Raw genomic sequence first — 13,608 nt, 5'->3', positions numbered from 1 at the left:
ACCAACCACTGTGAACGCCCATTCGACGAGACGGTGGACTGCGCTGGCTTCCATGCAACGCCCACAACGCCCACCCGGCCACCCGACTCGCCCGGCCGGAGCGGATCCGCTCGGCTCCGACAGGGGCACGCCGCGCTGGGTGAGGATCCGCAGACGGTCCCTCCCCGCGGGACGGGATGCCGAAGGCGCTGTGGCCGTGACAGATACCGAGGTCCGGTGGGTGGGCCACGACACCGCGCCGAAGCGTCGGTCCCGAGGGGCCACGGTGACGATGGCCGACACGGCGCAGTGGACGGCTTCGGAGCACGGTGGACCAGGCCGGTCCTGTGGATGTGGCGGAGGCCCGGGCGAGCCCGTTGGCCCCCGCCCCTGACCGCCGCCCCTGACCGCCGGCTGAATTGTCGTGTTCCGCCCTGTGGTTACGCGGCGACGCCTGGCGGATCACTCACCAGTACGACCTCCAGGGTGCGCGGCCCATGGACGCCTTCGACGCGGTCCAGTTCGATGTCACTGGTCGCCGAGGGGCCGGAGATCCAGGTCGACGGGCGCGTCGGGTCGAGGCGTTCGAGGGCCTCGGGGAGGGAGGAGACCACCTGGTCCGGGACGCGCACCACGCAGATGTGGTGGTCGGGGACCAGCGTGACGCGGCGGCGGCCCTGACCGGGGCCGGCGTCGAGCACGATGGTGCCCGTCTCCGCGATGGCCACCGCGCAGGCGGTGACCACGCTGTCGATCCGGTCGAGGTCGTGGGGGGTGGAATCCGCCCGGTCCGGAACCTGCACGACATCGGTCGCCGAGAGCCAGGCGGGATCCAGGCCCGGTGGGGCGAGCACCGTCGCCGCTCCCCGGGCGGCCAGCATCGCCGCGATCGTCCTCGCCAGCTCGTCCTCCGTGCAACGGCGCACGATCGCGCGATAGTCCGCCAGGTTCTCCGCGAGGAGGTCCACGGTCTGCTCAACGTCCAGATCGCCGTGGACGCGCAGGTAGGAGCGATCGACGGCCTGTTCGTACGACGTGTCGTCCGGCGGTACGTCGGCGAGCGCGCGCCGCACCCGGCCGAGGATCCGGTCCCTGCTGCTCATTTCCCGTCCTTCGTCACGCCGTCGGTCTTCCTCACGCCGTCGGTCTTCTTATCGCCGTCGCTCTTCTTCCCGCCATCCGTGCGCTGCCACCAGTCGCGGAACGGCTCCGCCGGGACCGGCGGCAGGTCCCGCGTCGCGCTCCACGCCTTGCCGGGGCCCGGCAGCGTCCGTGGATGCAGCTTCCGCGTGCGTGAGGCCAGTCGCTGTCCGGCCCGCAGCGCACCGGGGCGGCCGAAGGCCCAGCGCGCCGCCCGCATCGCCGCACGCTCGGCGGCATGCCCCTTGGCCGGCTTCAGGACGGCCTTGTTGCCCTCGCGGGTCACCGGCCCGCCCTGGGCGATCCGCTCCCGCAGATGCACCAGGACCTCGGGGATGTCGATGGCGACGGGGCAGACGTCGTAGCAGGCGCCGCACAGGGAGGAGGCGTACGGCAGCGAGGCGTCGACCTCGCTCTGCGTGCCGCGGAGCTGGGGGCTCAGGATCGCGCCGATCGGGCCCGGGTAGACCGAACCGTACGCGTGGCCTCCGGCCCGCTCGTACACCGGGCAGACGTTGAGACAGGCCGAGCAGCGGATGCAGCGCAGGGCCTGGCGGCCGACCTCGTCGGCGAGGGTGTCGGTGCGCCCGTTGTCGAGGAGGACGAGGTGGAAGTCGCTGGGACCGTCGTCCTCGCTCGTCCCCGTCCACATGCTCGTGTACGGGTTCATCCGCTCGGCGGTCGAGGAGCGCGGCAGGGTCTGGAGGAACACCTCCAGGTCGCGCCAGGTCGGCACGACCTTCTCGATGCCGACGACCGAGATCAGGGTCTCGGGGAGCGTCAGACACATCCGTCCGTTGCCCTCGGACTCCACGACGACCAGCGTGCCGGTCTCGGCGACCATGAAGTTGGCGCCCGACACGCCGACCTTGGCCCGGAGGAACTTGTCCCGCAGGTGCAGCCGCGCGGCGTCGGCGAGATCGGCGGGGTTGTCGGTGAGGCCTACGGGTGCGGCCCGGCCCCATTCGCTCATCTCCCGGGCGAAGATGTCGCGGATCTCGCCTCGGTTGCGGTGGATCGCCGGGACCAGGATGTGCGAGGGCCGGTCCTTGCCCAACTGGACGATGAGCTCGGCGAGGTCGGTCTCGTAGGCGGCGATGCCCTCGGCTTCGAGGGCTTCGTTGAGGCCGATCTCCTGGGTCGCCATGGACTTGACCTTGACGACCTCGGTCTCGCCGGTGGCCTTGACCAGGTCGGCGACGATCCTGTTGGCCTCGTCCGCATCGGCCGCCCAGTGGACGGTGCCGCCCGCGGCCGTCACCGACTCCTCCAGCTGGACCAGGTAACGGTCGAGATGGCGGAGCGTGTGGTCCTTGATCTGCTTGCCGGCCTCGCGCAGCTGCGCCCAGTCGTCGAGTTCGGCGACGGCGGCCGCGCGCTTGTCGCGGATGGTGTGGGTGGCGTGGCGGAGGTTGCCCCGCAGGGTGGGGTTGTTGACCGCGTCGTGCGCCGCCTTCGGGAAGGCCGGCATTCCGACGAACGTACCGCTCACAGCAGGGGCTCCTTCTCCGTACTCGCCAGGATCTCCGCGATGTGGACGGGCCGCATGCCCACCTTGAGCCGCGACATCGTCCCTCCGATGTGCATCAGGCACGAGTTGTCTGCCGCGCACAGCACCTCGGCACCCGTCGACTCGGCACTGCGCACCTTGTCCGAGCCCATGGCGGCCGAGACGTCGGAGTTCTTCACCGCGAAGGTGCCGCCGAAGCCGCAGCACTCCTCCGCGCCGGGCAGCTCCACCAAGTCCAGGCCCTTGACCGCCTGCAGCAGCTGGTACGGGCGGCCGCCCAGGCCCAGACCGCGCAGGCCGTGGCAGGTCGGGTGGTAGGTGACCTTGTGCGGGTAGTACGCGCCGACGTCCGTCACCCCGAGCACGTCCACCAGGAACTCGGTCAGCTCGTACGTCTTCGGTACGACCGGCGCGAGACTGCGGGCGAGCGTGTCGCCGCGGCCCTCCGCGCGGGCGCGCTCGCCCATGCGCGGGTACAGCTCACGGACCATGGCGCCACAGGACCCGGACGGGGTCACGATCGCGTCGTAGCCGGCGAAGACCTCGGCGTAGCGGAGCGCGAGGGGCTCGGCCTCGTGCCGGTAGCCGGTGTTGTAGTGGGCCTGTCCGCAGCAGGTCTGGCCCGCGGGGAAGTCGACGTCCACGCCCAGGCGGGACAGGAGCCTCACCACGGCCCGGCCGGTGTCCGGATAGAGCGTGTCGTTGACACAGGTCAAGAACAGAGCGACACGCATCGCGGCTCCTTCTTCTCGGTGTGCGGGGACCGGGTGGGCACGGTTGTCGGTTTCCATGCCCACCCTGAGTGTTCAGGGGGTGGCGTCAGCGGGCGATCCGCCGGGCCGCCGCGTCCCACTCTGCCCGGTCGCCCCGGGGCTCGTAAGTGGTCAGCGACCGGGTACGGGCCAGCAGGCCGCGCATCGAGGCGAGATCCCCGACCACGCCGTGGGCGCGCGCCTGCACCAGGACGTTGCCGAGGACCGCGGATTCGGCCGGTCCGGCGACGACCGGCAGTCCGCAGGCGTCGGCGGTCAGTTGGCACAGCAGCGCGTTGCGGGCGCCGCCGCCGACGATGTGGACCACGTCGGCCGGGCGGTCGGCGAGTCGCTGCGCGTCCTCGATCGCCTTGCGGTGAGCGAGGGCGAGGGAGTCGAGGATGCACCGGGTGATCTCGGCCGGCGTCTCCGGGACGGGCCGGCCGGTGGCACGGCACGCCGCCTGGATGCGCTGTGGCATGCCGCCGGGGGCCAGGAACACCGGGTCGGCCGCGTCCACCACCGCGGGGAGGCCCGGCACCCGGGCGGCCTCGCGCAGCAGGGGGACGACATCGGCCAGGCCCCAGTCGCGCATGCACTCCTGGAGCAGCCACAGACCCATGATGTTGCGCAGGTAGCGGACCGTGCCGTCGATGCCCAGCTCGTTGGTGAAGTTGGCGGCGCGGCCGGCCTCGGTCAGCACGGGCGCGTCCAGCTCCAGGCCGGCCAGGGACCAGGTGCCCGTGCAGATGTACGCGAAGTTCCGCTCGGTCGCGGGGACGGCGGCCACCGCGGAGGCCGTGTCGTGCGAGCCCACGGCCGTCACCGGCACCGGTCCCTGGAGCCCCGTCTCCTTCAGCACCTCCGGCCGCAGCAGCCCGGCCGGATCGCCCGGCTGCCGCAGCGGGGCGAACAGCTCCAGGTCGATGCCCAGGCGGGCGGCCGTGTCGTAGGACCAGTCGCGCGTCCGGGGATCCACGAGCTGGGTGGTGGAGGCGTTGGTCAGCTCGGTGCCCTGCTCACCGGTGAGCCAGTACGAGATCAGGTCGGGGATCAGCAACAGTCGTTCGGCGCATGCGAGTTGACTGGTCTCGCGGGCCGCCGTGAGCTGATAGAGGGTGTTGAACGGGGCGTACTGGATGCCGGTCGCCGCGTACAGCTCGGCGGCCGGCACGGTCGTCCACGCCTTCTCCGCGACGCCCTCCGTGCGGGTGTCGCGGTAGTGCACCGGGTTGCCCAGCAGCGCCCCGTCGCCGTCGAGCAGGCCGTAGTCGACGGCCCAGCTGTCGATGCCGACGGAGTCGACCTGGCCGGCGGCACGCAGGCCGTCGAGCACACCCGCGTACAGCCCGAGGATGTCCCACCGCAGGCCTTCGGGCAGGCGGACGGGCCGGTTGGGGAAGCGGTGCGCCACGGAGACGTGGAGGGTTTCCGGCCCGACGTGGCCGACCATGACGCGCCCGCTGGACGCGCCGAGGTCGACCGCGGCGAACGCCTTCGTACGACCGTTCATCGCAGGAAGGCGGCGGCGACGCCCGCGTCGACCGGGACGAGAAGGCCGGTGGTGTGGGTCAGCTCGCCGCCGGTCAGCGCGAACACGGCGTTCGCGACGTGCTCGGGCAGCACCTCGCGCTTGAGGATGGTGCGCTGGGCGTAGAACTCGCCGAGCTTCTCCTCCTCGATGCCGTACGTCGCCGCACGCTGCGCACCCCAGCCGGCGGCGAAGATGCCCGAGCCGCGCACCACACCGTCCGGGTTGACGCCGTTGACGCGGATGCCGTGCTCTCCGAGCTCGGCGGCGAGGAGCCGCACCTGGTGGGCCTGGTCGGCCTTGGTCGCGGAGTAGGCGATGTTGTTGGGTCCTGCGAACACCGCGTTCTTCGACGCGATGGAGACGATGTCGCCGCCGAGGCCCTGCTCGATCATGATGCGGGCCGCCTCGCGGGAGACGAGGAACGAGCCGCGGGCCATGATGTCGTGCTGGAGGTCCCAGTCGCGTGCCGAGGTCTCCAGGAGCGGCTTGGAGATGGAGATGCCCGCGTTGTTGACGACGAGGTCGACGCCGCCGAAGGCCAGTGCGGCCGCCTTGAACGCCTCGGCGATCTGCTGCTCGGAGGTGACGTCCACGGTCACGGCCACGGCCTTGTCGGGCCCGCCGAGCTCCTCGGCGACGGCCACCGCGCTCGAAGCGTTGAGATCGGCGACGACGACACAGGCGCCCTCGGTGACGAGCCGCTGCGCGATGGCCTTGCCGATGCCGCTGCCGGCACCGGTGACCAGCGCGACGCGGGTCGCGAGCGCCTTGGGCTTCGGCATCCGCTGGAGCTTGGCCTCCTCAAGGGCCCAGTACTCGATGCGGAACTTCTCCGACTCCTCGATCGGCGCGTACGTCGACACCGCTTCGGCGCCCCGCATCACGTTGATCGCGTTGACGTAGAACTCGCCGGCCACCCGCGCGGTCTGCTTGTCCTTGCCGAAGGAGAACATGCCCACGCCCGGGACGAGCACGATGGCCGGGTCGGCGCCGCGGATCGCGGGCGAGTCGGCGTCCGCGTGCCGGTCGTAGTACCCCTGGTACTCCTCGCGGTACTCGGCGTGCAGCTCGTGCAGCCGCGCGACGGCCTGGTCGACCGGAGTGGTCGGCGGCAGATCGAGGACGAGCGGCCGGACCTTGGTCCGCAGGAAGTGGTCCGGGCAGGAGGTGCCGAGCGCGGCGAGCCGAGGGTGCTCCGCGCGGGCGACGAAGTCGAGGACGGCGGCGGAGTCGTCGAAGTGGCCGACCTGCGGCCGGTCCTGCGAGGCGATGGCCCGGATGTGCGGCGCGAGGGCGGCGGCCCGGTCGCGGCGTTCGGTCTCGGGCAGCGCCTCGTACCCGTCGAGGAGGGGACCGAAGGGCTCGGGGCGGCCGCGCTCGGCGAGGAAGCTCTCCGCGGTCCGGATGATGAGCAGCGAGTTCCGCTCGCACTCCTCGGCCGTGTCGCCCCAGGCCGTGACCCCGTGTCCGCCGAGGACGCAGCCGATGGCCTGCGGGTTGGCCTCCTTCACGGCGGCGATGTCGAGGCCGAGCTGGAAGCCGGGGCGCCGCCACGGCACCCACACCACGGTGTCGCCGAAGCACTCGGCGGTCAGCTTCTCCCCGTCGGCCGCGCAGGCGAGCGCGATCCCGGAGTCGGGGTGCAGATGATCCACGTGGGCGGCGTCGACCAGGCCGTGCATGGCGGTGTCGATGGACGGAGCGGCCCCGCCCTTGCCGTGCAGGCAGTAGTCGAACGCGGCGACCATCTCGTCCTCGCGCTCGACGCCCGGGTAGACGCCGACGAGGGCGCGGAGCCGGTCGAGGCGGAGCACGGCGAGACCGGACTCCGTGAGCGTGCCGAGGTCGCCGCCCGAGCCCTTGACCCACATCAGCTCGACGTCTCCGCCGGTCACGGGGTCGGGCTCGGTGCCCTTGGCGGACGTGTTGCCGCCGGCGTAGTTGGTGGTGCGGGGATCGGCGCCGAGTCGGTTGGAGCGGGCGAGCAGAGCGGCCGCTTCGGGGTGGAGCGAGGGAGCCATGTGGGTGTCCTTGCGGGTGGGTGCGGTGGGGTGTCTCGTACGGTTCGGGGCTCAGGCACCCCAGCCGGCCTGGGCACCGCCGACGCGCTCGGCGGCGATCCGCTCCTGCCATCCGGAGCGGCGGTACGCGGCGATCGGGTCCGCGTCGATGCCCATCTCCTCGCGGACTTCGGCGAGCAGGGGCCGTACGTCGGTGTTGTAGGCGTCCATGAGCACGGCGTTCGCGGCGAGCACGTCGCCCTCCCGCTGCGCGGCGGCGAGCGCGGACCGGTCGACGAGCAGCGCCTTGGCCGTCGCCTCCTGCACGTTCATCACCGAGCGGATGATCGCCGGGATCTTGGCCTCGATGTTGTGGCACTGGTCGAGCATGAACGCGACGTCGGAGCCGAGTCCGCCGCCGCGGATCACCTCGTACATGATCCGGAAGAGCTGGAACGGGTCGGCGGAGCCCACCATCAGGTCGTCGTCGGCGTAGAACCGCGAGTTGAAGTCGAACGCGCCGAGCTTGTCCTCCCGCAGCAGCGTGGCGACGATGAACTCGATGTTGGTGCCGGGCGCGTGGTGGCCGGTGTCGACGACGACCTGCGCCTTGTCACCGAGCTTGAGGCAGTGGGCGTAGGCGGTGCCCCAGTCCGGCACGTCGGTGGTGTAGAAGGCCGGCTCGAAGAACTTGTACTCGAGCAGCATCCGCTGGTCGTCGCCGAGGCGCCCGTAGACCTCGGCGAGGCCTTCGGCGAGCCGGTCCTGCCGCTCGCGGATGTCGTCCTGGCCCGGGTAGTTCGTACCGTCGGCGAACCAGAGCTTCAGGTCCCGCGATCCGGTCGCGTCCAGGATGTCGACGCACTCGAGGAGATGATCGACGGCCTTACGGCGTACCGCCGCGTCGGGATGGCAGATGCTGCCCAGCTTGTAGTCGTCGTCCTGGAAGGTGTTGGAGTTGATCGCTCCCAGCTTCACGCCGCGCTCGACGGCGCACTTCGCGAGGGCCGCGTAGTCGTCGACCCTGTCCCAGGGGATGTGCAGGGAGACGGTCGGGGCCACGCCGGTGAGCTCGTGCACCTTGGCGGCGTCGGCCAGCTTCTCCTGGGGGGTGCGGGGCACCCCCTCCTGGGCGAAGACCTTGAAACGGGTCCCCGAATTCCCGTACGCCCACGACGGCGTCTCGACGGCCTGGCTCCTGAGCGCGGTCTTCACCGCGGCGAGGTCGGTCACTTCAGGGCTCCTACAGGGGTCTGAAAGGGCATGGGCGGCGGTTCCGACGAGGTGGACGGCGAGATCCACACGACGACGATCATGTTCTGAAACGATTCAAGAAGGAAGCTAGGAGCGTTCACCGAGGGTGTCAACCCCCGCCGCGACCTTCGGCTGTACGGACCCTGCTATGACTGCGAGCAGCCCGAGATTGCGCAGCTCAGACCATTGACGCGATGCGACCGGAATGCTTAATGTCCCGGCAAACCCCTTTGAAACCTTTCACAACGCTGCGGCGGCTCCCCCAGCGTGGTTTCTGATCCGACTGCCTGCTTCAGGGACGGCCTCCATGCAACGCGTCTGCTTCCTGCTCAAGGTCCGCCAGGACCGGCTCGCCGAGTACCGCGAGCGCCACGCCGACGTCTGGCCCGAGATGCTCGACGCCCTCTCGGCGAGCGGCTGGCACAACTACTCGCTCTTCCTCAGTGAGAACGGACTGCTCGTCGGCTACCTCGAGACCGAGGACTTCCCGGCAGCCGTGGCTGCCATGGAAGCCACCGAGGTCAACGCCCGCTGGCAGGCGGAGATGGCCGGCCTCTTCGAAGCCCTGGACGGGCAGCGCCCCGATGAGGCCATGAAGCCCCTGACGGAGGTGTTCCACCTTTCCTGACCCGGCCTCATGGGTCCGCCGCCCTCCGTCGCGGCGTCGCCGGCACTGCCCCGCCCGGCGCCGCGACGGAGGGGCATCGGACCCCGCGGGTAACCTGAGGACACCGTGGCTCCACACACCGGGAGGTTCCAGTCCGATGACCCGGTCAGTGGGTATCAAGGACATCGCACGCGCCGCCGGCGTGTCCGTGGGCACGGTCTCGAACGTGATCAACCGGCCGGAACAGGTCTCTCCTCACACCCTGGCCCGGGTCCGGGCCGAGATAGACCGCCTCGGCTACGTCCGCAGCGAGTCGGCCCGGCAGCTGCGGGCCGGCCGCAGCCGCATGATGGGCCTGCTCGTCCACGACATGGGCAACCCGTTCTTCGTGGACATCGCACGCGGCGCGGAACGCGCGGCCCGCGCCGCCGGGCTCGGTGTCATGGTGTGCAACACCGCCCAGAGCCCGGCCGAGGAAGCCGAGTACCTGTCCCTCTTCGCCGAGCAGCGCGTGCGCGGCGTACTCCTCACCCCCGCCGACGCCACCGGCCGCACCATCGAGGACTTCCGCCGCCACAAGATTCCCTTCGTGCTCGTCGACCGCGTGGCCGAAGGCAGCTCCGAGTGCTCGGTCTCCGTCGACGACGTCGCCGGTGGCGCCCTCGCCGTGCGTCACCTGATCGAAGCCGGACACCGCTCGATCGCCTACATCAGCGGCCCGCCCGACCTCAACCAGGTACGCGACCGGCGCAGCGGCGCCCTCACCGCCCTCACCGCGGCCGGACTCGGTCACGACGCCCTCCGTGAGCTCCCCACCGAGCGCCTCGACGTCGCCGCAGGCCGCGACGCAGGCAGCCGCCTGCTCGGCCTCGCGGACCGGCCGACCGCCGTGTTCTGCGCCAACGACCTGCTCGCCCTCGGCGTCCTGCAGGCCATGTACGACGCCGGCATCAGCGTCCCCGACGACATGGCGATCGTCGGCTACGACGACATCGAGTTCGCCGCCGCCGCGACCGTCCCCCTCACCTCGGTCCGCCAGCCCGCCGTCACCATGGGCGCCCTGGCCGCCGAACTGCTCCTGAGAGAGATCGAAGCGGAAGGCGAAGCGACCCCGCACGAGCACCGCCGGGTCGTACTCCAGCCCGAGCTGGTGGTACGGCGCTCCAGCCCGCCGACGCGTTGAGCGGCCGCTGCCCCCGCGGCGAACAGGAGGCACTCCTTCGGGGGGGCGGCGGGCAGCAGCCGTCCGTGACAGCACTCTGCCCGCCACACTCCCACCGCCCGACGTTCCCCAGGTCAGGCAGCGAGTCCTGCTGCAGTGCTAGTCCCCGAGTTCGGTCAGCTCGGCGACGGTCGGGCTGAGATAGAGGGTGCGGGCCGACAGTTCGCGGCCGGTTTCCCGCTGGACGACGACCAGGAGTTCCGCGGCGGTCAGCGAATGCCCTCCCAGCTCGAAGAAGTCGTCCTCGATCCCGACGTCCTCGACGCCGAGCACTTCCGCCCACAGATCGCACATCAGCCGTTCCTCCGGGGTCCGGGGCGCGACGTAGTCGTTCATGGCGGCGCGCGGCAGCCGGTCGGTCTCCGGCAGCGCGTTCCGGTCCACCTTGCCGTTGGCGGTCAGCGGGAGCTCCGGGAGCACCATGATCCACGAGGGTACGTACGAGGGCGGCAGCACCTCGCGCAGGTGGCGCTTCAACTCCCGTTCCAGCGAACGGGCGTCCTGTCCGGCGTCCTCGGGGACGGCGTAGGCGACCAGACGGTTGCCGCCCCCGGGCCCGGGGCCGGCGATCACGGCCGCCGCCCGTACCGCGGGGTGGTCCGTGAGGGCCGTCTCGATCTCCCCCGGCTCCACCCGGTAGCCGTTCACCTTGACCTGCCGGTCGGCCCGCCCGAGGAAGTCGAGGGATCCATCGGGGCGCCAGCGGGCCAGGTCGCCGGTCCGGTAGAGGCGCGCGCCGGGCCGTCCCCCGGTGGGGTCGGGGACGAAACGCTCCGCGGTGGCGCCGGGACGGCCCAGGTAGCCGCGCGCCAGACCGGCTCCCGCCGCGTACAGCTCGCCGGCCACTCCCACCGGGACGGGCCGCAGGTGGGAGTCGAGCAGCAGCACGCGGGTTCCGCCGATGGGACGCCCGATGGGCACGGAGCTCGTGAGGTCCTCGGCGCCGAGCGTGGCGCACGTGGTGAAGGTCGTGTTCTCCGTCGGCCCGTAGCCGTTGATGACGGTCAGGTCGGGGTGCTCCGCGAGCACCCGCTCCACGGCGGCCGGCGGGACCACGTCTCCGCCGGTGATCAGCTGCCGGACCCCGCGCAGGCTGTCGACGTGCTCGGACGCGAACCGCTGGAACAGCCCCGCGGTCAGCCACAGCACGGTCACCGACGCCTCCACGACCAGTTCGGCGAGCCGGTCCACCTCGACCCTGCCGGTCGGCGGGAGGACCAGTTCGGCCCCGTTGGCCAGGGCGCCCCAGATCTCCAGGACCGAGGCGTCGAAGGCCACGGGCGCCGTCTGCAGGAAGACATCGGTGGGCTCGAACCGGGCCCAGTCGGGCGAGTGGACGAGCCGGGACACCGCGGCGTGCGGCACGCCGACCGGCTTGGGCCTGCCCGTGGAGCCCGAGGTGTAGCTCACGTAGGCGAGGTCGGCCGGGTCCGGCGCGGGGAGCTCGACGGACGGCGTGCCGTCCTCGTGTCCGGTGCCGTCGAGCTCCGCCAGCGGCATGGCCGTCACACCGTCCGGGAGCGTCCAGCCGGACGGGTCCTCGTCGACGACCACCAACGAGACGGCGGCGTCGGCCAGTTCACCTGTCCGCCGCGCCGGCGGCGACTGGGGGTCCAGGTACAGATAGGCCGCCCCCGCCTTGAGGACGGCGAGCAGGGCGACGATCAGGCGCGGCGAGCGCTCGGCCAGCACGCCGACCACCCGCTCGGGCCCGGCCCCGGCGGCGACGAGACGCCGGGCCAACTGGTCGGCAGCGTGATCCAGTTGCGCGTAGCTCAGCTTGCCGGCCTTCCCCGAGACGGCGACCGCCTCGGGGGAGTCGGCCGCCCACGCGCCGACCAGCTCCGGAAGAGTGCGCGGTGGGGCCGCGGGTACGCCGTCGCCGCCCCAGGCCCGTACGAGCTCCGTGTCCGCGTCCGAGGCCAGGGGTAGGGCGGAGACGGGAAGCCGCGGGTGCGCGCGGCCCGCCAGGACGGCCCGCCTCAGCTGGTTCCGCACGTCGTCGGCCGGGAAGGCGCGCGGTCCGCGGATCCGCACGGTGCCGAGGCCGTCGACAGCCACGGAGACGCCCTCGCCGGATGAGGCGGCCTCGTCCGCGCCGGGCGCCGCGCGTTCGGTCCGGAGCACCACATCGGCGTCCTCCGTACCGTCGCCGTCGGCTTCGGATGCCCGTATCGCCCTCAGCAGTTCCTCGGTGGACGGGTCGTCCGACAGGTCCAGAGTGCGGACGCCCCGGAGAAGGCCGTCCTCGTGGTGACCGACCAGCACCGAGTCGCGGAGCGTGTGCCGGTGGAGGACAACGGCCGCGGCCACCAGGGCTTCCGCCGCTGACGGCGCCGCTTCCGGCGCTGCCGGAGCAGTACGCCTCAGATCGTCGCCCACTGGCGACCTCCGCCCCTCAGTACGCCGCTCGTCATGGTGCTCCTCCCGCTTGCCCTCTGGTTCCGGTGCTCCCTCTTCCCTCCCTGATATACCGGCGCGCCACCACAGCGGGGCAGTCAGGAGACTCCCCTACCCCCGAGGAGCGGCCGTCGGGCCCGCGTTCTCCTAGCCTTGTGTGAGAACACACGAGAGCGCACGAGAGCATCCGGCACTGGCACCGCGTCGCGCGTGAAGAGCTGATGCCCGTGCGCACACCGCACTTTGGGAGCCCGTGACGGTATGAACGACCTTCTGATCCGGCACCTCGCCGAGGACGAACTGCACCTCTTCGACTCCATGCCCGCGTCCACGCTCGTGGGCTTCGGCGCCTTCGGCGACACCTTCGCCGACATGGCCGCGCGGGGCGAGTACCGGCCCGAATGGGTCTGGGTGGCGCTGCGCGAGGGCACGGTGGTCGCCCGCGCCGCGTGGTGGGGTGGCCCCGAGGACACGCAGCCCGCCTCGCTCGACTGGTTCGACTTCACCGACGCCGAGGACGCGACCGAACTCCTGCGCACGGTACCGCTTCGCGCGCAGTACATGCTCAAACTCCCCCCGGGCTGGCGGGAGGATCCGGCGGTACGGGCCGAGGCCGAGGTCCGGATCGCGGCGGCGTCGGCCGCCGGGCTCGTGGAGCAGGGCGAGCGGAACCACTACCGGTGGACGCCCGACTGCGGGCTGCCGCCGCGTCCGGACCGGCTGACGTTCACTCCCGAGCCGGACGACGCGGTGATCCTGGAGGTGTTCCGGCGCGTCCACCTCGGTTCCCTGGACACCCAGGTGCTCCGTACCGTCGAGGAGTCCGGCATCGACGCCGCTGCCCAGGAGCAGCTGGACTATCTGCGCTGGATGCCGAGCCCCCGGTCCTGGTGGCGGCTCGCCCACACGTCCGACGGTGAACTCGTCGGTCTCGTCGCGCCGTGCCGCAACTACGCGGCCCCACTGATCGGTTACGTGGGGGTGGTCCCCGAACAGCGTGGCCACGGCTACGCGTACGACCTGCTCGCGGAGGCGACGCACTTCCTCGCCGCCGAGGGCGCGGAGGTCGTCACGGCGGGCACCGACCGCTCCAACACCCCCATGGCGGAGACCTTCGTGCGCGCCGGCTACCCGGTCACACAGCACCGGATCGACCTGGTCTGATCCCGGCGCCCGGCCCGGAGCACAGCCCGGGCCCGGGCGCCGCGGA

General features: G+C 71.8%; 10 protein-coding genes. 3 read left to right on the top strand and 7 right to left on the bottom strand.

The features are described 5' to 3' along the window. Nucleotides 1–419: 419 nt before the first annotated feature. The 6 genes from N5875_RS34335 to rhaI form a co-directional block, all read right to left on the bottom strand. Nucleotides 420–1,082, bottom strand: coding sequence for an LUD domain-containing protein (locus N5875_RS34335; protein ID WP_338498130.1), 663 nt, complete (start codon nucleotides 1,080–1,082; stop codon nucleotides 420–422). Then, nucleotides 1,079–2,590 carry a LutB/LldF family L-lactate oxidation iron-sulfur protein gene (locus N5875_RS34330; RefSeq protein WP_318207331.1) on the bottom strand — a complete coding sequence of 504 codons (1,512 nt, stop codon included), beginning with the start codon at nucleotides 2,588–2,590 and terminating at the stop codon, nucleotides 1,079–1,081. The genes N5875_RS34335 and N5875_RS34330 overlap by 4 nt, the downstream gene beginning before the upstream one ends. A gap of 17 nt (nucleotides 2,591–2,607) precedes the next feature. Beyond that, on the bottom strand, nucleotides 2,608–3,363 hold the full coding sequence (locus tag N5875_RS34325; protein ID WP_338498127.1) for a (Fe-S)-binding protein: 756 nt from the start codon (nucleotides 3,361–3,363) through the stop codon (nucleotides 2,608–2,610). Nucleotides 3,364–3,448: 85 nt separating this feature from the next. Next, nucleotides 3,449–4,894, bottom strand: coding sequence for a rhamnulokinase family protein (locus N5875_RS34320; RefSeq protein ID WP_338498125.1), 1,446 nt, complete (start codon nucleotides 4,892–4,894; stop codon nucleotides 3,449–3,451). Next, complete coding sequence (locus N5875_RS34315) at nucleotides 4,891–6,936, bottom strand: bifunctional aldolase/short-chain dehydrogenase (protein ID WP_338498123.1); 2,046 nt, start codon at nucleotides 6,934–6,936, stop codon at nucleotides 4,891–4,893. The genes N5875_RS34320 and N5875_RS34315 overlap by 4 nt, the downstream gene beginning before the upstream one ends. Before the next feature lie 51 nt (nucleotides 6,937–6,987). Next, a complete protein-coding gene (gene rhaI, locus N5875_RS34310; protein WP_318206366.1) occupies nucleotides 6,988–8,148 on the bottom strand; it encodes an L-rhamnose isomerase in 1,161 nt (386 codons plus the stop codon). 328 nt (nucleotides 8,149–8,476) lie between these two features. Here rhaI and N5875_RS34305 point away from each other — a divergent pair, with 328 nt between their 5' ends. Both N5875_RS34305 and N5875_RS34300 read left to right on the top strand, forming a co-directional pair. Continuing rightward, the gene (locus N5875_RS34305) at nucleotides 8,477–8,797 is read left to right on the top strand and encodes an L-rhamnose mutarotase (protein WP_318206367.1); all 321 of its coding nucleotides are present in this window, start codon (nucleotides 8,477–8,479) and stop codon (nucleotides 8,795–8,797) included. A 136-nt stretch (nucleotides 8,798–8,933) separates the two neighbouring features. After that, nucleotides 8,934–9,959 carry a LacI family DNA-binding transcriptional regulator gene (locus N5875_RS34300; RefSeq protein WP_318206368.1) on the top strand — a complete coding sequence of 342 codons (1,026 nt, stop codon included), beginning with the start codon at nucleotides 8,934–8,936 and terminating at the stop codon, nucleotides 9,957–9,959. A 138-nt stretch (nucleotides 9,960–10,097) separates the two neighbouring features. On the opposite strand, the gene N5875_RS34295 is transcribed toward N5875_RS34300, so the two are convergent. Further along, a complete protein-coding gene (locus tag N5875_RS34295; RefSeq protein ID WP_338498121.1) occupies nucleotides 10,098–12,311 on the bottom strand; it encodes a non-ribosomal peptide synthetase in 2,214 nt (737 codons plus the stop codon). 348 nt (nucleotides 12,312–12,659) lie between these two features. Here N5875_RS34295 and N5875_RS34290 point away from each other — a divergent pair, with 348 nt between their 5' ends. Then, nucleotides 12,660–13,562: a GNAT family N-acetyltransferase gene (locus N5875_RS34290; protein WP_318206370.1), complete on the top strand. Its 903-nt coding sequence runs from the start codon at nucleotides 12,660–12,662 to the stop codon at nucleotides 13,560–13,562. Nucleotides 13,563–13,608 lie beyond the last annotated feature (46 nt).

Source organism: Streptomyces sp. SJL17-4, from assembly GCF_036826855.1.
Classification (GTDB): Bacteria; Actinomycetota; Actinomycetes; order Streptomycetales; family Streptomycetaceae; genus Streptomyces.
This window is presented reverse-complemented; position numbering and strand designations above follow the sequence as displayed.

What these genes read in the sequence shown, in the direction of transcription:
- N5875_RS34335 (WP_338498130.1), bottom strand. Translation starts at nt 1,082, where the DNA reads ATGAGCAGCAGGGACCGGATCCTCGGCCGGGTGCGGCGCGCGCTCGCC.
- N5875_RS34330 (WP_318207331.1), bottom strand. Translation starts at nt 2,590, where the DNA reads ATGCCGGCCTTCCCGAAGGCGGCGCACGACGCGGTCAACAACCCCACC.
- N5875_RS34325 (WP_338498127.1), bottom strand. Translation starts at nt 3,363, where the DNA reads ATGCGTGTCGCTCTGTTCTTGACCTGTGTCAACGACACGCTCTATCCG.
- N5875_RS34320 (WP_338498125.1), bottom strand. Translation starts at nt 4,894, where the DNA reads ATGAACGGTCGTACGAAGGCGTTCGCCGCGGTCGACCTCGGCGCGTCC.
- N5875_RS34315 (WP_338498123.1), bottom strand. Translation starts at nt 6,936, where the DNA reads ATGGCTCCCTCGCTCCACCCCGAAGCGGCCGCTCTGCTCGCCCGCTCC.
- N5875_RS34305 (WP_318206367.1), top strand. Translation starts at nt 8,477, where the DNA reads ATGCAACGCGTCTGCTTCCTGCTCAAGGTCCGCCAGGACCGGCTCGCC.
- N5875_RS34300 (WP_318206368.1), top strand. Translation starts at nt 8,934, where the DNA reads ATGACCCGGTCAGTGGGTATCAAGGACATCGCACGCGCCGCCGGCGTG.
- N5875_RS34290 (WP_318206370.1), top strand. Translation starts at nt 12,660, where the DNA reads ATGAACGACCTTCTGATCCGGCACCTCGCCGAGGACGAACTGCACCTC.